The sequence below is a fragment of the Microbacterium sp. UBA3486 genome, assembly GCF_002377845.1.
GTDB classification, from domain to species: Bacteria; Actinomycetota; Actinomycetes; order Actinomycetales; family Microbacteriaceae; genus Microbacterium; species Microbacterium maritypicum_A.
Map to the genome: position 1 here is coordinate 1 of NZ_DFQP01000075.1, position 17,317 is coordinate 17,317.

Consider the following 17,317-nt stretch of genomic DNA (forward strand, 5'->3'; position numbering starts at 1 on the left):
GCCCGCGGTGGCCGCCGGCTCGCCCTGCGCGCCGAACGACACCCGGACGATCTGCCGAGCACCTGCGGCCTCGCGCACCCAGCCCCACTTCGCCGTCGAGTGGGTGAGCGCCTTGGCGGTGTGGCTTCCCGGGACGGTGAGCACGCCGGTACCGCGGGGCGGGGTGGCGAGTTCCGGCGCGTCGAGGAGGAGGGTGACGATCTCGATCTCAGGAGAGGCTGCGGCCTCTGTCTTCAGAAGGTCGGGCACCACCGAGGCGAGGAGTTCCCGCGCTGCGGATTCGGGGGTCGCGATGATGACGGCGTCGGCGGCGAGCTCCTCGATCACGGGCGGCGCGGAATCCTCGACGGCCGCCTGCAGCTCGACCACGAGCGGGTCCGCGTCGTCGACGCTCGAGGGAACCTCACGGGTAGGCGCGACCTCGACGTCGACAGTCCAGGCCGCCCCCACCTTGCGCACACGGCGCACGCGCACGCCCGTGCGCACGTCGGCGTCGAGCCGCACCAGGTCGGCGGCGAGCGCGTCGACGAGGGTGCTCATACCTCCGGAGAGTCCCTCCACGGCGGCTCCCGGTGTCGTAGAGGGGGTCTTCGCTGCTGGCGACTTCGCCCCCGACGCGGCGTGAGAGGCTTTCGCCGCAGCCTCGTCACGGAGCGTCTGCACAGCCCCCGAGAGGGAGCCGACCCGGGTCAGGGCGGCATTGAGTCCGGGCGCCGCGACGTCGATGTCGACGTCGTCGGGAGAGGCGGAGTAGACACCGGTCGTCACGGGAGCGACGAGGCGATCCCGCACCTTCGCCCCCATGCGCGAGGCGACGAGCTTGCCGAGGCTGAGCTGGTGGCCGATCGTGAGTGGCGGCCGCACGCGATCCAGATAGGCGCGCCAGACGCCGGACCACCCGATGATGCGGCGGACGTCGGGCTGGAAAGGGTTGGCGGGGATGCCGAGGATGCCGCCGGCCGGGAGAGGTGCCGCGCCCACTCCGGGAATGCCGGCGAGCCATGCGCCGCCGGCCTGCGGGACCACGATGCGGTCGGCCAGTCCCAGCTCCTCGACGAGCGCTCGCACGAGGCCACCCCTGGTCGCGTAGCTCTCGGCGCCGGCATCGACGATCACGCCATCCAGATCGACCCGACGGATCGCGCCACCCAGATCGTCGGCAGCCTCGAGCACGGTGACGCGCATCCCGACCTTGGCGCACTCCCGCGCAGCGACGAGGCCCCCGATGCCGCCTCCGACCACGACGACATGCTTGTCCGCCGCACGGGCGGCGAGGTCGGACGGCTCGGCAGCGGAGGGCTCAGGGCTCATGCGTCAATTCTCGCACCGGGCCGGTCGGGCCCCGGCGACGGACGGTTCACGCCTCGACGGGCTCCGACGCACCGCGCCCGCGCTTGCGCACCTCGCGCAGCACGATCTGCTCAGGGCACACCGTGGAGAGGAAGTCGCCGACCGAGAGAGCCAGGCGCTCGCCGACGAGGGAGTAGAGGATGCGATTGGCGTCGCGGCGCTCGCTGATGAGTCCGGCCTGGCGGAGCACGCTCAGATGACGGGAGATGGTCGGGCCGCTCGCGGAGAAGCGCGACGCGATCTCGCCGGCCGCGAGCTCACCGTCTTTCAGGTCCTGCAGGATCTGGCGCCGCGTAGGGTGCGCCAGCGCTGCGAAGATGTCGGTCGCGCTGTCTGCCATGGTTGCATTATAGCACCTTTGCTAGATAGTGTTTAGCCGCGTAGCTAATGAGCGAAGGAGAAGCATCATGCGAGTTGCCATCACGGGCGGTACCGGTTTCGTCGGCAGGAATCTCGCCGAACGTCTCGACGATGCGGTCGTCGTCTCCCGTCGAAACGGCGTCGACATCACCGACGTCGACGCGCTGGCCTCCGCGTTCGAGGGGTGCGACGCCGTCGCGCACTGCGCCGGGATCAACCGCGAGATCGGAGAGCAGACCTTCCGTCGCGTGCACGTCGACGGCACGAGAGCCGTCGTGGAGGCCGCTCGCCGCGCGGGGGTGCAGCGCATCGTCCTCGTCAGCTTCCTCCGGGCACGCCCCGACTGCGGGTCCGGCTATCACGAGTCGAAGTGGGAGGCGGAAGAGATCGTGCGCGCCTCCGGCATCCCGCACACGATCCTCAAGTCCGGCATGATCTACGGCCCCGGCGACCACATGATCGACCACGTGACCAAGGCGGTGCGGACCCTGCCGTTCTTCTGGACCGTCGGATATCGCGAGCGCACGGCACGGCCGGTACCGGTCGAGGATGCGGTCGATGTGCTCGTCGCCGCTCTCGAGGGCCGCATCGAGGAACCGACGATCGCCGTCATGGGAGCCGACGAGATCACGCTCGGCGAGGCAATCCGCCGCATCGCCCGCGTCGCCGGACGCCGACCCGCCTTCGTCCCCGTGCCGACATGGATGGTGCGCGCGCTGGCGCAGGTGACGGAGTGGACCATGGTCGTGCCGCTCGTCGCGAAGGCCCAGGCGCGGATGCTCGCCGAAGGCGTGAGCGAACCCGCGCCGTTCGCTCCGGAAGCCCCCCTCGGGATCCGGCCGTCACGCCCGTTCGACGATTCGGGCATCCGCGAAGCACTTCCGCAGGGACGCTTCACCCTCGACGACCTGCGGATCACGCGCCGCCTGCAGCCGGCACGGAGGGCCTGAGGTCAGATCGTGTGCGCCAGCTCGACGATGCGGGTGAGCTGGTCGGGATCGGTCTCCGGAGGAACGCCGTGGCCGAGGTTGAGGATGTGGGCTCGCGCCGCACGGCCGCGCTCGACGACGTCGCGTACGTGGGCCTCGAGCACCGACCACGGGGCTGCGAGGAGCGCCGGGTCGATGTTGCCCTGCACCGTGACATCCGGTCCGAGGATCGCGGCCGCTTCGTCGAGCGGCTGGCGCCAGTCGACTCCCACCCCGTCGGCCGCACCGTCGAGGCGCATGTCGGCGAGGAACGGGCCGGTGCCGACGCCGAAGTGGATTGTCGGCAGACCGATGCCCGCAAGCGCCGCGTGCGAATGCGGGGCGACGAAGGCGCGGTAGTCGGCGGTGCTGAGGGATCCTGCCCAGCTGTCGAAGAGCTGGACGACCGAGGCTCCGGCGTCGCGCTGCGTCTCGAGGAAGCGGCGCGAGACCTTGGCGAGCCAGCCAGCCAGACGGTTCCACGAGTCCGGGTCGGAGTGCATCATGGCCCTGGCCCGCAGGTGCTCCTTGGAGGGACCGCCCTCGACGAGATAGGCCGCGAGCGTGAAGGGCGCGCCCGCGAACCCGATGAGCGGGGTGTCGCCCAGCTCCGCCGTGACGAGACGGACCGCTTCGGCGATGGCCGTGCCGTCCAGGTCGTCCGGGTCGATCGCAGTGATGCGCTCGACGTCGGCTGCCGTACGCACCGGGTTCGCGAACACCGGGCCGCGACCGGGCTCGATCTCGACATCGACGCCGGCGAGGCGCAGCGGGATCACGATGTCGCTGAAGAACACGGCCGCATCGACCCCGTGGCGACGCACCGGCTGCAGAGTGATCTCGGCGGCGAGGTCAGGGGTGAGGCAGGCATCGAGCATCCTGGTTCCGACGCGCAGCTCGCGGTACTCGGGCAACGACCGGCCGGCCTGTCGCATGAACCACACCGGAGGGTGGGCAGGACGGTCGCCGGCGAGGGCGCGCAGGAGCGGGGCGTCGGAGAGGGCCATGCGTCCATCCTCCCATCCGCGCCTTATGGAGCCGCCGAGTTCGAAGGGTCGGACCCTCGCCCGCAGACACTCCGGTACAATCGATCTGTGCTGCTGTGTGTGACGGCGAGTCACAAGACCGCCTCCTTCGAATTGCTCGAACGCCTGAGCCGCACCCCCGACGACGTCGCTCCCACCATCGTGGGCATGGCGCCGTGCGTGCAGGGTGCGGTCGTCCTGGCGACGTGCAACCGGTTCGAGGCGTACGTGGAAATGGACGAACCGGTCACCGCCGCCGGCGCCATCGGCGTCGAGGCCGTGATCGAGGCGGTCGAGTCCGCGACCGGCATCTCCGCCGCCGACCTCGACGGCGCCTACACCGTGCACTCGGGTCGACGCGTTGCCGAGCACCTCTTCTCCGTCGCCTCCGGCCTCGAATCCGTCGTCTCCGGCGAGGGCGAGATCGCCGGTCAGGTGCGCCGCGCCCTCAAGTCCGCCCGCAAGGACGGCACCACCTCGCCCGAGCTCGAGCGCCTCTTCCAGCGCGCCAGCCAGGCACAACGCAAGGTCAAGAACGTCACCGCCCTCGGTCGTGCCGGCCGCTCGCTCGTGCGCCTCGCGCTCGAACTCGCCGACAGCCGCATCGCCGACTGGTCCGCCGAGCGCGTGCTTCTGGTCGGCACCGGCGCCTACGCCGCGGTCACTCTCGCCACGCTCCGCGAGCGCGGCGCCGTGAACATCTCGGTGTACTCGCCCTCCGGCCGCGCCGAGGTCTTCGCCGCGAAGCACGGCATCCGTCCGATCACCGCCGACGAGTACGCCCGCACCGCTGCACACTCGAGCCTGCTCATCACCTGCACCACGGCCACCGAACCTGTGCTCGGCCCCGAGCACCTGCAGCTGCCGACAGGTCCCGCCGCAGCCGGCTGCCCCGTGGGCGCGCACAGCCAGCTCGTGGTCGATCTGGGCATGCCGCGCAACGTCGACCCCGCCGTCGCCTCCCTCGAGGGCGTCGCACTGCTCGACCTCGAGACCATCCGCCTGCACGCACCGCTCGAAGAACTGCAGGCGACGGATGCCGCGCGCAGCGTCGTCCGCGAAGCCGCCGAGACGTTCCATGTCGTGGGCGCGCGTCAGAGCGTGACCCCGTCGGTCGTGGCCTTCCGCTCGCACATCTTCGAGCTGCTCGAACGCGAGATCGATCGTGCCCGGGCGCGCGGCGACGAGGACGGCAAGGTCGAACAGGCCCTGCGTCACCTCTCCGGCGTGCTGCTGCACACTCCGACCGTGCGCGCTCACGAGCTCGCCGCGGCGGGTCGTGCCGACGAGTTCACCGCGGCACTGGCCGCGCTCTACGGCATCGCACCCGAGGCTGAGTCGTCGGAGGACGCCGCCACCGCCTGACACGCGCACGCGTGGGTGGGACACTGGAGGCATGGCCCTTCACATCACCGGAGACACCGCCGCCGACGAGCTGCTGACCGACAATCCGCTCGCCCTCCTCGTGGGGATGCTGCTCGACCAGCAGGTTCCGATGGAGACCGCGTTCGCCGGTCCGCTCAAGATCGAGCAGCGCACCGGAGCAGCCGACGCCGCGACGATCGCCGGCATGGCACCGGACGAGTTCCTCGAGGCGTTCAAGCAGACTCCGGCCGTGCACCGTTTCCCCGGGTCCATGGCGACACGCGTGCAGACACTGTGCCAGACCCTCGTCGACGACTGGGACGGCGACGCCGCCGCCCTGTGGACCGAAGGGGACCCGTCGGGGCCCGAGGTGCTGAAGCGACTGAAAGCCCTTCCCGGCTTCGGAGAGCAGAAGGCCAAGATCTTCCTCGCCCTCCTCGGCAAGCAGTACGGCTTCACGGGCGAGGGGTGGCGTGAGGCCTCCGCTCCCTATGGTGAGGACGGGTCGTACCGCAGCGTCGCCGACATCGTCTCGCCGGACTCGCTCGCGAAGGTGCGCGAGCACAAGAAGGCCATGAAGGCCGCGGCGAAGGCCTCGAAGTGAAACCCACGGGGGACGACGTCGCAGGGCTCATCGCCCGCTCCTCCCCCGCGGTCCGCCGCCGGGACGCCGAGATCCTGACCGCGCTCATGCAGGAGATCACCGGACGCGAACCGCAGACGTGGGGCACGATCATCGGGTTCGGATCCTGCCACTACCGCTACCCCACCGGCACCGAGGGCGACAGCGGACTGCTCGGCTTCGCCCCGCGCAAGGCCGCCACCACGATCTACCTGTTCGACGGCGTCGCCGCGCACAGCGAGGCCCTCGCGAAGCTCGGCCCGCACACCACCGGCGTTGGCTGCCTCTACATCAAGGACCTGGAGCAGATCGACCTCGACGTGCTGCGTGGCATCCTGGAGCGCTCACTCGCCTGGGTCGAGGCCGGCGGCACCCCCGAGGTGCAGCTCACCGTCACGGGCTGAGTCGCGTCGCGAGCATGCTCGCAGGGTTCGCGGTTCGAGACCCATGCTGCGCGCCGAGACCCATCCGCAGCAGCGTCTGCGCGGCTGGGTCTCGGCGAGGAGCGTGGGTCTGGCCCGACGTGACAGGAGTCAGGCCTGAGCGGCGAAGAAGGTGCGGATGTCGCCGGCGAGCAGGTCGGGGCGCTCCAGAGCGGCGAAGTGCCCGCCCTCGTCGAAGCGGCTCCAGTGCACGATGTTGGAGTTGTCGCGTTCGGCGAAGACCCGGATCGTCTGGAAGTCGTCGGCGAAGACCGCGACTCCGGTGCGCGCGGCGTTGATGCGCGGCTCGGCGCCTTCGGCCGCGGCGTCGGCCCTGGCGTTCTCCAGGTAGCTGCGGCTCATGCCGGATGCCGCGTTCGCGAACCAGTTCACGCTGACCTCGAGCAGGATCTTCTCCAGCGGTACGAGGGAGGTTCCGTTGCCGAACGAGTTGAACAGCTCGCTGTAAGCCAGCAGCCCGACCGGGGAGTCGCTGATCCCCACCGACACGGTCTGCGGGCGCGAGGAGTTCATCGCGTTGTACCCGCCGACCGACTGGAACCACTGCATGTGCTCGAGGCCGGCGTAGTCCGCGGGCTCGAGCTTCTCGAACTCCGCCGGGTCACCCGAGGGGAACGAGAACAGCTGCAGCACATGCAGTCCGAGGAAACCCTCCGGGTTCAGCAGTCCCAGCTCGCGCGCCACCATCGCGCCGTTGTCCGAGCCGTGGATGCCGTAACTGTCGTAGCCGAGCCCGCGCATCAGCCGGTCGTAAGCCTGGGCGACCCGGGCGGTCGTCCACCCCGCAGAGGCGAGCGGCTGCGAGAAGCCGTACCCCGGCGCATCCGGGATGACGACGTCGAACGCGTCTTCCGCGCGGCCGCCGTGCGCCACCGGATCGACGAGACGGTCGATCACGTCGAGGTAGTCGACCGCCGAACCGGGGTAGGTGTGCGCGAGCAGCAGCGGCGTCGCGCTCTCGTGAGCCGACCGCACGTGGATGAAGTGGATCGTCTGGCCGTCGATCTCGGTGGCGAAGTGCGGAACGGCGTTGATCTGCTCCTGAGCAGCAGCCCAGTCGAAGTCGCGCCAGGCGGCGATGGCCTCGCGCAGGTAGGAGTTGGGGGTGCCGGCATCCCAGTCATCCGTCGGCGACGGCTGCGGAAGACGGGTGCGGGCGAGGCGATCCTGGAGATCGGCGACCTCGGCGGCGGGGACCGAGACGGTGAAGGGGCGGAACGTGAGCGTCGTGTTTTCCATATCTCGAAGGTAAGAGGGCATTAGGTTGGATCCGTTCCTAATGGATGAAGAACTTTCGAGGAGCTCTCATGGCTGATCCCACCGCGCGGCTGCTGGCCCTGCTGGCCCTGCTGCAGACCGGACCCGAGCGCTCCGGAACCGAGCTCGCCGCCCGGCTCGGTGTCTCCTCCCGCACCGTGCGGCACGACATCGAGCGGCTGCGCGACCTCGGATACCCGGTCGACGCCGCGCGCGGATCCATCGGAGGATACCGTCTCGGCGCGGGCGGCAAGCTTCCCCCGCTGCTCCTCGACGACGAGGAGGCCGTGGCGGTCACGGTCGGACTCCGCGCTGCAGCGGGCATCGCCGGGGTGGCGGAGTCGGGGGCCAGGGCTCTCGCCAAGCTCGAACAGGTGCTGCCCTCGCACCTGCGCCCCACGGTGGATGCGCTCCGCTCGAGCGTCGACCGCGCCCCGGAGAACAACGACACCGACGCGCCGGACCCGGAGGTCGACGCCGCGTCGCTGCAGGCCATCGCGAGCGCGATCCGCAACGAGGAATGGCTGCGCTTCGACTACGAGGGCGCGCCCGTGCTGGTCGAGCCGTATCGGCTGCTCACCTGGGTGCGGCGCTGGTATCTGGTCGCCCGCAACCCCGCGACCGACGAGTGGGGCACGTACCGTGTCGACTGGATGGAGCTGCGGATGCCGACCCATCGCCGCTTCGATCCCCAGCCGCTGCCCGGCGGCGACTACACGGCGTTCGCGATGCGGACCATCGCCGTGAGCGGGTGGATCGTGCACGCCCGGCTGCGCATCGATGCGCCGGCCGCGGCGGTGCTCGCACGGATCCACGCCGCGGTCGGGGTGGTCGAACCGGTCGACGACGAGCACTGCATCCTCGTCACCGGCGCCGACAGCCTCGACACCGTCGCCGCCTACATCGGGATGCTCATGATGGACTTCACGGTCGAGAGTCCGCCCGAGCTGATCCCGCGCCTGCAGCTGCTCTCCGAGCGCTACGCACGCGCGGTGGCCGGGAGCACATGAAAGACCCCGCCGGCCTGCGTGAGGCCGACGGGGTCCGGATGCCGCGTGCTCAGGCGCCGCGCAGGCGCTCGGCCAGGTAGGCGTGCAGCTCGTCGATCGAGACGCGTTCCTGCGCCATGGTGTCGCGGTCGCGCACGGTGACGGCGCGGTCGTCGAGGGAGTCGAAGTCGACCGTGACGCAGAACGGGGTGCCGATCTCGTCCTGGCGACGGTAGCGGCGACCGATCGCGCCGGCGTCGTCGAAGTCGACAGCCCACGAGCTGCGGAGCGTGTCGGCGACCTCGCGAGCGAGCGGCGACAGGTTCTCGTTACGGCTGAGCGGCAGCACGGCGGCCTTGACCGGAGCCAGGCGCGGGTCGAGCTTGAGCACCGTGCGCACATCGGTGCCGCCCTTGGCGTTGGGCACCTGCTCCTCACGGTAGGCGTCGACGAGGAACGCCATCATCGCGCGGGTGAGACCGAAAGACGGCTCGATCACGTACGGGGTGTAACGCTCGCCCGTTGCCTGGTCGAAGTACGTCAGGCTTTGGCCGGACGCCTCGCTGTGGCTGGAGAGGTCGTAGTCGGTGCGGTTGGCGACGCCCATGAGCTCGCCCCACTCCTTGCCGGTGAAGCCGAACTTGTACTCGACGTCGATCGTGCCGGCGGAGTAGTGCGCGCGATCGTCCTCCGGAACGTCGAACTGACGCATGTTCTCGGGGTCGATGCCGAGATCGATGAACCAGTTCCAGCAGGCCTCGACCCAGTGCTCGAACCACTCCTGCGCCTCGGCCGGCGGCGTGAAGAATTCGATCTCCATCTGCTCGAACTCGCGAGTGCGGAAGATGAAGTTTCCGGGCGTGATCTCGTTGCGGAACGCCTTGCCGACCTGGCCGATGCCGAACGGCGGCTTCTTGCGGCTCGCGGTGAGCACGTTCGAGAAGTTCACGAAGATGCCCTGCGCGGTCTCGGGGCGCAGGTAGTAGAGACCCGACTCGTCGTCGACGACGCCGAGGTAGGTCTTGACCAGACCGGAGAACGCCTTGGGCTCGGTGAACTGACCCTTGGTGCCGCAGTTCGGGCAGGGGACGTCGGCGAGACCGTTCTCGGCCTTCCGGCCCTTGCGCGCCTCGAAGTCCTCGATGAGGTTGTCGGCGCGGAAGCGCTTGTGGCACTGCAGGCACTCGACCAGCGGGTCGGTGAAGGTCGCGACGTGACCCGACGCCTCCCACACGCGCTTGGGCAGGATGATGCTGGAATCGAGGCCGACCATGTCGCCACGACCGCGCACGAACGTCTGCCACCACTGCCGGCGGATGTTCTCCTTGAGCTCCGTACCGAGGGGGCCGTAGTCCCAGGCCGACCGGGAACCGCCGTAGATCTCACCCGCTTGGAACACGAACCCGCGGTGGCGGGCGAGGGCGATGACCTTGTCGAGGCGGGACTGTTCGGCCATGGTGGCTCCAATGGTCGGATGCGGGAGGAAACCCGTGAACACGGGCACCTCATTCTATCCGTGGTTCCCGCGCGCTCCCTGGCCTCGACGGCTGCGCCGGAGTAGCGTCCTGGGGATGAGCACTGCAGCGCGAACACCGCGGACCCGCGACGACGACACCCGGTTCTTCGGGCAACCGTGGGCCCTGGTGCACATCTTCGGCGTGGAGATGTGGGAGCGCTTCAGCTTCTACGGCATGCAGGGCATCCTGCTCATCTACCTGTACTTCTCGCTGACCGAAGGCGGCCTCGGCATCCCCAAGGCGATAGCGGGCGGGATCGTCGGCGCGTACGGAGGATCGGTCTACCTCTCGACGATCCTGGGCGCGTGGCTCGCGGATCGCCTGTTCGGCGCGGAGCGGGTGCTGTTCGTCAGCGCGATGGTGATCGTGGCGGGACACCTCGCCCTCGCCCTGCTCCCCGGAGCGGTGGGTGTCGGCGTCGGCCTGGTGCTCGTCGCACTCGGCTCCGGTGGACTCAAGGCCAATGCGACGTCGGTCGTGGGCAGTCTCTACAGCGCCGACGATCCACGACGGGATGCCGGGTTCTCGCTGTTCTACCTCGGCATCAACCTCGGCGCCTTCCTGGGTCCGATCCTCACCGGCATCCTGCAGTCCTCGCTCGGCTTCCACTACGGCTTCGGACTCGCGGCCGTCGGGATGACGCTGGGACTCATCCAGTACGCGTTCGGCCGCACGTCGCTGCCCGCCTCGGCGCGGGAGGTGCCGAACCCGCTCCCGAAGTCCCGCTACCTCCTGGTCGGGCTCATCGCCGGTGGCGCGGTCGTACTCATCGCCGTCCTGGTGCTGACCGGCGTGATCCGGCCCGACAACCTCGCCACCCTCGTGATCGGCGTCACGATCGTCGCCGCCGTCGCCTACTTCTCGGTCATCCTCGGCAGCCGCCGCATCGATGCCACCGAACGCTCCCGGGTGTGGGCGTTCCTGCCGCTGTTCATCACGAGCGTCGCATTCTGGTCGCTGTACCAGCAGCAGTTCACCGTGCTGACGATCTACTCCGACCAGCGCCTGGACCGGAATCTCTTCGGATGGGAGATGCCCGTGTCGTGGGTGCAGTCCATCAATCCGGTGTTCATCATCATCCTGTCCGGCGTCTTCGCGGCGATCTGGACCAAGCTCGGGAAGCGGCAGCCCTCGACCCCGGTCAAGTTCGCGCTGGCCGCGATCATCATGGGATCGGCGTTCCTGCTCTTCCTGCCGTTCGCCGGCGGAGGAGCGAACTCCACGCCGCTGCTCGCGATCGTCGGGATCCTCTTCGTGTTCACCGTGGCCGAGCTGCTCATCTCGCCGGTCGGCCTGTCGGCTGCGACCAAGCTCGCGCCGACCGTGTTCCGTACGCAGATGGTCGCGCTGTTCTTCCTGTCGATCGCGCTGGGCACGGCGATCTCCGGCTGGCTCGTGCAGTTCTACGACCCGGAGAACGAGGTGCCCTTCTTCTCGATCCTCGGCGGCATCGCCATCGTGGTCGGCATCGGACTGCTGCTCAGCGTGAAGCCCGTGCTGACGCTCATGCGCGGGGTGCGCTGAGCGCTCCGCGTCCGCAGATCACGCGGTGAAGCGGATCCTCTCAGGCGGTGAAGAGGTAGCCGCGCGCGGTGTCGTACCCGGCGATCCGGAGGCCGCTGCCGAGCAGACCCTCCATCTGGGCACGCAGGCGCAGGCGCCACTCGTGAGCGGCCGCAGGATCGGAGACGCGCAGCGCCTCGATGTCGGCCGGGATCTCGAGGGTCTCCACGACCGTGTCGTCGGCCGGAGGCTTGGCGATGTCGGCGAGCGCCCACTCGACATCGAGCCGGTCGCTCTCATCGCCCGCGTCGCCGCCGCCGAAGATGCCGTAGCGGTTGACCGAGTAGCCGGTCGCGCGGGCGCCGAGCACGGTGAAGAAGAAGTGCGCGTTGCGTGCCACGAGCGGGTCGAACACCCACGTGATGCGGCCGACGTCGCGGGAGAACGCCCACTGGCGCTGGTGCTCCTTGAGCTCGCGACCCCAACCGCGACCGCGGTATTCGGGGAGCAGGGCGGTGATGTGCGAGTGCATCGCACGGCGCGCGGGCTCGCCGAAGAAGGCGATGGAGGCGCCCACCATGCGCTCGTCGTCGCCCTCACCGTCGAAGAAGCCGACGACGTAGTTGCCCGACTGCTGCAGGGCACGCAGGGTTCCGGCATCCACCACGCGCTGCGGACCCCGGATGGAGTCGAGCAGGCCCTGCGCGTCGAGGATGAGTTCAACGGTGTCGAGATCACGGATGGTTCGCACGCACCCAGTCTGCCCCTCCTCGGCCCGTTCGAGGAATCGGAGGCGCGGATCTCATCCGCTGATCGACCCCGCACCGCTCGATCGCCGATAGCCTGAGCCGGTGGGTGCGAGTGACGACAGAGCCAGGAAGCGGCTCTCCCGCACCCCTCCGAAGTGGGCGATCGTCGCCGTGCTCGCCTTCGCGGGTCTCTGCTCGTCGTTCATGTTCACGCTGGTCGTGCCGCTGCAGGCCGAGCTGCCGCAACTGCTGAACGCCTCGCGCGAGGACACGACCTGGGTCGTCACGATCACCCTGCTCGTCGCCGCGGTCGCCACCCCCATCTCCGGCCGACTCGGAGACATGTACGGCAAGCGCCGCGTCGTGATCGCGCTCCTCGCGATCCTGATCCTCGGCTCCGTGATCGCCGCGGTCTCCGGTTCGATCGTCGGCGTGATCATCGGCCGGGCTCTGCAAGGCGCAGTCACGGGCGTCGTGCCGCTCGGCATCGCGATCATGCGCGACGTGCTGCCACCCGAGCGCCTCGGCACCGCCGTGGCCCTCATGAGCGCGACGATGGGCGTCGGTGGGGCGATCGGCATGCCCGTGGCCGCCCTCCTCGCCCAGAACGCCGACTGGCACATGCTCTTCTGGCTCGCGGCCGCCCTCGGTGCCGTCGGCCTCGCGCTGGTGATCGCGGTGATCCCCGAGGACGTGCTGCGCTCCCCCGGCCGACTCGACGTGATCGGCGCCATCGGCCTCGCGATCGGCCTCACCGGCATCCTTCTCTTCGTCTCGCGGGGCGCGCAGTGGGGCTGGACCTCACCACTGACGCTCACGTGCATCATCGGCGGACTCGCGGTGCTCCTGGTGTGGGGCTGGTACCAGCTGCGCACCACGGACCCTCTGCTCGATCTCCGCGTTGCCGCGCGGCCGGCGGTGCTGTTCACCAACATCGCCGCGATCGGCATGGGTTTCGCGCTCTTCGCCTCGAACGTGACGTTCCCGCAGATGCTCGAAGCGCCGGCCACCGGTGGCGGCTTCGGCCTCGACATGGTCGCCGCATCACTCGTGATCATGCCGGCAGGCCTGGTGATGATGGTGATCTCGCCGCTCTCGGGCTGGCTCGAGCGCACGGTCGGTCCGCGCCCGCTGTTCACGGTCGGCGCCACCGCGATCGTGCTCGCCTACGTGTTCGTGCTGCTGTGGTCGAGCGAGGTGTGGCACGTCCTCATCGCGAACCTGCTGATCGGCGTCGGGATCGGCTTCACGTTCGCCGCGATGCCGATGATCATCATGCGTTCTGTCCCGGCCAACGAGACCGGAGCGTCGAACGGGCTGAACGCGCTGTTCCGGTCGATCGGAACGTCGGGAGCCTCAGCCGTGATGGGTGGCGTCCTGGCCGCGATGAGCATGGACATCGACGGTGTCGCCGTTCCCACCAGGGCCGCGTTCGAGGTGTGCTTCTGGCTCGCGATCGCCGCGGGGGCGATCGCCGTGGTGCTGTCGCTCTTCATCCCGAGGCAGCGCGCAGCGGAGCAGCATCCGTCACTGCCTGACTGAGCCCGTCAGCGACCCACCTCAGCGCGCGATCGTGCGCGGATCCGGGTCGTCCTCGCGCGGTGGGCGCAGCCGGTCCGGGATCGGCCACGACAGGATGAACTGCGTGGTCGCTGGACGGGTCATATCGCCGAAGTCGTCGATCTTCACCACGATCCGTCCCGGGGCTTCGTGCTCGTCGGGCGTCACCTCGAGGATGCGCACCCGCAGCGGGCGCTCGTCCTCGCCGTCCAGCATCCACGGATCGGCGAGCCAGGCGATGCCGTGCTGTTCGAGAGCAGCCTCGGCATCGAGCCACTCCGCGGGAGCGGAGACGGGTCGCCCGAGCACGTCGACGGGCACCCACTCGTCTCCATCGGGGTGGATCCATCCCAGCAGCTCGCCGTCATCACGGCGGTGCGGGGTCCAGTCAGATCGCGGCATCCCTCGATGCTAGCGACGCGACGGCATCGTCAGTGCGTGTACTCCATGAGCTCGACGCCGAGCACCCGGAAGGCGTCGTGCGCGCGCAGGCGATGCGTGATCGAGAGGTCGTCGAAGCACACGATGAGCGAGTAGGCCACCCCGGCACGAGGACCGGCGAGGACACCCGCCTCGGCGCGCACTCCACGATCGCGACCGGTCTTGTTCACGAACAGGAGGCCGTGGGCATCGTGATCGTGCGCGAACGGGTCGAGACCCGTGGAGGCTGCGACCAGGCTCAGGTCCTGGTTGAGGCTCAGCCATTCCGACACCTGCGCACTGACGGCGGCGTCGACCACCTGCGAGTTCACGAGAGCGGAGAAGAGCCCGGCGAGCTCCCGCGCGGATCCCACGGCGACCTGCGGGGCGTCGTCGGGCCCGCGGCGGTCGCGGAAGCGGTCGAGCAGCGCGGTGCGACGCAGCCCGAGCGATTCGATGCGCTCGCGCACCCGATCGTGTCCGACCCGCTGCAGCAGCGCGTTCACCGCGATGGGATCTCCCGCGGTCGCCGCCATCACGGCGAGGTCTTCGAGGGGCAGCGCCGGCGCATGCAGATGACGCCACAGTCCCGAGGTCTCCACGGCCTCGACACTCTCGCGCTCGACGATCTCGAACGGATCGAGAGCACCGCTCTGGAAGCCCGCAGCGACCTCGATCAGCAGCGGCACCACTCCGAGGCCCGCGATCGGCATCGTGACGTGGTCGTCGCCGGCAAGCACGTGCACGTGGTTGTCGAGGTCGACGACGTGCACCGAGACCTGCGCACCGGAATCGACGAGCCCCTCCAGCGAGCGGAGGGTGGCCGTGAACGACCGGCGTCCGGCGGCGGCTCGTCGAGGGAGTCGACGACTGGTGCGCTGGGAGCGCCGACCCGCACCGGATGCCTCCGGGGCACCGTCGAGCGACTCGGGGGCCGAGGAGTTGCGGAAGCCTTCACCAGGCTCGAGAGCGCCCACGCTGATCCTTAGGGGGGTGGATGTGCGGGATACCGAGGGGAGACACTCCCCGGCGGCAGGGCTATCGTAACCCCACCGCCGGGGGATGCTTCACAGAGTGCGACGATTGGTCACCAGATGGTCACTCGCGATGCCGCGGGCAGCCAGAGGGCGTCGGTCTCGCTCACTCCGAACGCCTCGTAGAAGGCGTCGATGTTGCGCACGATCTGGTTGCAACGGAACTCGTTCGGCGAGTGCGGGTCGATCGTCAGCAGGCGCAGCGTCTCGGCATCCCGGCTCTTCTGCTGCCACACCTGCGCCCACGACAGCAGCAGGCGCTGCACGCCCGTGTACCCGTCGATGACCGGGGCCTCCGCGCCGTCCAACGACAGCTCGTAGGCCTTCAACGCGATGCCGAGTCCGCCGAGGTCGCCGATGTTCTCACCGATCGTGAGCGCGCCGTTCACGTGGTGCTCGGCATCCAGACCCTCGGGGACGAGCGCGTCGTACTGCGCGATCAGAGCCTTCGTGCGTTCCTCGAAAGCCGAGCGGTCGGCATCCGTCCACCAGTCCTGCAACCGGCCGTCGCCGTCGTAGCGGCTGCCCTGGTCGTCGAATCCGTGGCCGATCTCGTGACCGATGACCGCCCCGATGCCCCCGTAGTTCGCGGCGGCGTCGCGACCGGCGTCGAAGAACGGGTACTGCAGGATCGCCGCGGGGAACACGATCTCATTCATCGACGGGTTGTAGTACGCGTTGACCATCTGCGGCGGCATGTGCCACTCGGTGCGGTCGATGGGCTTGCCGACCTTGTCGACGTTGCGGTCGTGCTCGAAGATCGATGCGCGACGCACGTTGCCGAACAGGTCGGCCCGATCGATCTCGAGGCTCGAGTAGTCGCGCCACACCTCGGGGTGTCCGATCTTCGGGGTGAACGAGTCGAGCTTGGCGAGCGCGCGCTCCCGGGTCTCGGCCGTCATCCACTCGAGCTCGGTGATGCTCTGGCGATACGCCTCGATGAGGTGCGCGACCAGCTCGTCCATCGCGGCCTTCGCCGTCGGCGGGTAGTGCCGCTCGACGTAGACCTTGCCGATCGCCTCGCCGAGCGCGCCCTCGGTGAGCGAGACGCCGCGCTTCCAGCGCTCGCGCATGGTGGGGACGCCGGTGAGCTCGGTGCCGTAGAACGAGAAGTTCTCCTGCACGAGGTCATCGGTCAGGTACGGAGCCGCCGCGTGCACGACCTTGGCACGCAGCCACGCCTTCCAGTCGTCGAGGCGCTCGGACGTCAGCAGCGAGCCGAGCCCCTCGAAGAAGCTGGGCTGCGAGACCACGACCTCATCGAAGGCCGCCGGGTTCGACGGCGAGACCGCCTCGCGCCACGGGGTCAGGTCCACCCCGGCGAGCGCCTGCAGTTCGTCCCACGTCTTGAGGTTGTAGGTGGCCACCGCGTCACGGCTGCGCACGTTGTCCCAGTGGTGCCCGGCGAGCTCGGTCTCGAGCGCGATCGCACGGTCGGCGTTCGTCGCGGCGTCGGCGACGCCGGCCAGGCCGAGCAGCCGCTCGAGGTGCGCGCGGTAAGCGGTCCGGGTGGCGGCGAACGTGTCGAGGCGGAAGTAGCTCTCGTCCGGCAGCGACAGACCCGCCTGGACGAGCACCGGAAGGTAGCGCTCGGGGTCGCCCGGGTCGCCGTCGACGTACAGGCCGATGACCGATGCACGGCCGTCGCGGTCGTAGGCGCCGACGGTGCGCAGGAACGAGGGGATGCCGTCGATCGCGTCGATCTCGGCGAGGGTCTCGGCCAGCGGCGTCACTCCGGCGGCATCGATGCGCTCGGTGTCCATGAAGCTCGCGAACAGATCGCCGATTTTACGGGCGAGGGTACCCTCCTCGGCGTCCTGCGACTCCTCGATGATCGCGCGCACGTCTTTCTCCGCCTGCTCGGCGAGGAGGTGGAACGAGCCCCAGCGCGCCTTGTCGCCCGGGATCTCGGTGCGGGCGAGCCACGCCCCGTTCACGTGACGATAGAGGTCGTCCTGCGGGCGGATGTCGGAGCTGAACTCATCAAGGGCGAGGCCCACGGGAAGAACGTCAGTCATGCGCTCCAGCCTATGACCCGCCTCCCCCACCCTGTCGAGCGCGGACACACGACGACCTCGGTGGGGGCCCGGTCGCATCCGTATCACCCGCGGCGTCGCAGGGAGAAGCGGCGGCGTCGCGGCTGCTCGGCGGGAGC

General features: G+C 69.5%; 16 protein-coding genes. 7 read left to right on the plus strand and 9 right to left on the minus strand.

Annotation, left to right across the window (positions count from 1 at the left end; genetic code table 11):
* Both B2869_RS11115 and B2869_RS11120 read right to left on the minus strand, forming a co-directional pair.
* The coding region (locus tag B2869_RS11115; protein ID WP_292766409.1) for a protoporphyrinogen/coproporphyrinogen oxidase at positions 1-1,311 on the minus strand (1,311 nt) is incomplete at its 3' end.
* A gap of 46 nt (positions 1,312-1,357) precedes the next feature.
* Positions 1,358-1,690, minus strand: a complete 333-nt coding sequence (locus B2869_RS11120) for a metalloregulator ArsR/SmtB family transcription factor (protein WP_021198263.1) — start codon at positions 1,688-1,690, stop codon at positions 1,358-1,360.
* Positions 1,691-1,757: 67 nt separating this feature from the next.
* Here B2869_RS11120 and B2869_RS11125 point away from each other — a divergent pair, with 67 nt between their 5' ends.
* Positions 1,758-2,660: an NAD(P)H-binding protein gene (locus tag B2869_RS11125; protein ID WP_292766412.1), complete on the plus strand. Its 903-nt coding sequence runs from the start codon at positions 1,758-1,760 to the stop codon at positions 2,658-2,660.
* A 2-nt stretch (positions 2,661-2,662) separates the two neighbouring features.
* On the opposite strand, the gene hemE is transcribed toward B2869_RS11125, so the two are convergent.
* Entirely contained in the window at positions 2,663-3,685 is a 1,023-nt protein-coding gene (gene hemE, locus B2869_RS11130; RefSeq protein WP_292766414.1) for a uroporphyrinogen decarboxylase, read from the minus strand.
* Positions 3,686-3,772: 87 nt separating this feature from the next.
* On the opposite strand from hemE, the gene B2869_RS11135 reads away from it, so the two are divergent.
* From B2869_RS11135 to B2869_RS11145, 3 genes are read left to right on the plus strand one after another with little or no spacing between them, the layout of a single operon-like run.
* Positions 3,773-5,068 carry a glutamyl-tRNA reductase gene (locus B2869_RS11135; protein WP_292766416.1) on the plus strand — a complete coding sequence of 432 codons (1,296 nt, stop codon included), beginning with the start codon at positions 3,773-3,775 and terminating at the stop codon, positions 5,066-5,068.
* Between the two features lie 31 nt (positions 5,069-5,099).
* Positions 5,100-5,672, plus strand: coding sequence for an HhH-GPD-type base excision DNA repair protein (locus B2869_RS11140; protein ID WP_136024109.1), 573 nt, complete (start codon positions 5,100-5,102; stop codon positions 5,670-5,672).
* Positions 5,669-6,094 carry a DUF1801 domain-containing protein gene (locus tag B2869_RS11145; RefSeq protein WP_292766419.1) on the plus strand — a complete coding sequence of 142 codons (426 nt, stop codon included), beginning with the start codon at positions 5,669-5,671 and terminating at the stop codon, positions 6,092-6,094. The genes B2869_RS11140 and B2869_RS11145 overlap by 4 nt, the downstream gene beginning before the upstream one ends.
* 129 nt (positions 6,095-6,223) lie before the next feature.
* On the opposite strand, the gene B2869_RS11150 is transcribed toward B2869_RS11145, so the two are convergent.
* Positions 6,224-7,372, minus strand: a complete 1,149-nt coding sequence (locus B2869_RS11150) for an epoxide hydrolase family protein (RefSeq protein WP_292766422.1) — start codon at positions 7,370-7,372, stop codon at positions 6,224-6,226.
* Between the two features lie 68 nt (positions 7,373-7,440).
* Here B2869_RS11150 and B2869_RS11155 point away from each other — a divergent pair, with 68 nt between their 5' ends.
* Entirely contained in the window at positions 7,441-8,400 is a 960-nt protein-coding gene (locus B2869_RS11155) for a helix-turn-helix transcriptional regulator (RefSeq protein ID WP_292766426.1), read from the plus strand.
* A gap of 49 nt (positions 8,401-8,449) precedes the next feature.
* Here the strand turns inward: B2869_RS11155 and B2869_RS11160 are convergent, their stop codons facing one another.
* Positions 8,450-9,835, minus strand: coding sequence for a glycine--tRNA ligase (locus tag B2869_RS11160; RefSeq protein WP_292766429.1), 1,386 nt, complete (start codon positions 9,833-9,835; stop codon positions 8,450-8,452).
* A 115-nt stretch (positions 9,836-9,950) separates the two neighbouring features.
* Between B2869_RS11160 and B2869_RS11165 the strand changes: the two genes are divergently transcribed.
* The gene (locus tag B2869_RS11165) at positions 9,951-11,420 is read left to right on the plus strand and encodes a peptide MFS transporter (protein WP_292766432.1); all 1,470 of its coding nucleotides are present in this window, start codon (positions 9,951-9,953) and stop codon (positions 11,418-11,420) included.
* 40 nt (positions 11,421-11,460) lie between these two features.
* On the opposite strand, the gene B2869_RS11170 is transcribed toward B2869_RS11165, so the two are convergent.
* Positions 11,461-12,150 carry a GNAT family N-acetyltransferase gene (locus tag B2869_RS11170; RefSeq protein WP_029258551.1) on the minus strand — a complete coding sequence of 230 codons (690 nt, stop codon included), beginning with the start codon at positions 12,148-12,150 and terminating at the stop codon, positions 11,461-11,463.
* Between the two features lie 100 nt (positions 12,151-12,250).
* Here B2869_RS11170 and B2869_RS11175 point away from each other — a divergent pair, with 100 nt between their 5' ends.
* Positions 12,251-13,690, plus strand: a complete 1,440-nt coding sequence (locus B2869_RS11175) for an MFS transporter (RefSeq protein WP_081859788.1) — start codon at positions 12,251-12,253, stop codon at positions 13,688-13,690.
* 18 nt (positions 13,691-13,708) lie between these two features.
* On the opposite strand, the gene B2869_RS11180 is transcribed toward B2869_RS11175, so the two are convergent.
* From B2869_RS11180 to B2869_RS11190, 3 genes are all read right to left on the minus strand, one after another.
* Complete coding sequence (locus tag B2869_RS11180; RefSeq protein ID WP_021198251.1) at positions 13,709-14,110, minus strand: hypothetical protein; 402 nt, start codon at positions 14,108-14,110, stop codon at positions 13,709-13,711.
* A 29-nt stretch (positions 14,111-14,139) separates the two neighbouring features.
* Positions 14,140-15,105 (minus strand): serine hydrolase, encoded by a 966-nt coding sequence (locus B2869_RS11185; protein WP_136024119.1) that lies wholly within the window; start codon positions 15,103-15,105, stop codon positions 14,140-14,142.
* A gap of 110 nt (positions 15,106-15,215) precedes the next feature.
* A complete protein-coding gene (locus B2869_RS11190; RefSeq protein ID WP_292766440.1) occupies positions 15,216-17,180 on the minus strand; it encodes a M13 family metallopeptidase in 1,965 nt (654 codons plus the stop codon).
* Positions 17,181-17,317 lie beyond the last annotated feature (137 nt).

What these genes read in the sequence shown, in the direction of transcription:
- hemE (WP_292766414.1), bottom strand. Translation starts at nt 3,685, where the DNA reads ATGGCCCTCTCCGACGCCCCGCTCCTGCGCGCCCTCGCCGGCGACCGT.
- B2869_RS11155 (WP_292766426.1), top strand. Translation starts at nt 7,441, where the DNA reads ATGGCTGATCCCACCGCGCGGCTGCTGGCCCTGCTGGCCCTGCTGCAG.
- B2869_RS11190 (WP_292766440.1), bottom strand. Translation starts at nt 17,180, where the DNA reads ATGACTGACGTTCTTCCCGTGGGCCTCGCCCTTGATGAGTTCAGCTCC.
- B2869_RS11120 (WP_021198263.1), bottom strand. Translation starts at nt 1,690, where the DNA reads ATGGCAGACAGCGCGACCGACATCTTCGCAGCGCTGGCGCACCCTACG.
- B2869_RS11160 (WP_292766429.1), bottom strand. Translation starts at nt 9,835, where the DNA reads ATGGCCGAACAGTCCCGCCTCGACAAGGTCATCGCCCTCGCCCGCCAC.
- B2869_RS11150 (WP_292766422.1), bottom strand. Translation starts at nt 7,372, where the DNA reads ATGGAAAACACGACGCTCACGTTCCGCCCCTTCACCGTCTCGGTCCCC.
- B2869_RS11165 (WP_292766432.1), top strand. Translation starts at nt 9,951, where the DNA reads ATGAGCACTGCAGCGCGAACACCGCGGACCCGCGACGACGACACCCGG.
- B2869_RS11125 (WP_292766412.1), top strand. Translation starts at nt 1,758, where the DNA reads ATGCGAGTTGCCATCACGGGCGGTACCGGTTTCGTCGGCAGGAATCTC.
- B2869_RS11180 (WP_021198251.1), bottom strand. Translation starts at nt 14,110, where the DNA reads ATGCCGCGATCTGACTGGACCCCGCACCGCCGTGATGACGGCGAGCTG.
- B2869_RS11140 (WP_136024109.1), top strand. Translation starts at nt 5,100, where the DNA reads ATGGCCCTTCACATCACCGGAGACACCGCCGCCGACGAGCTGCTGACC.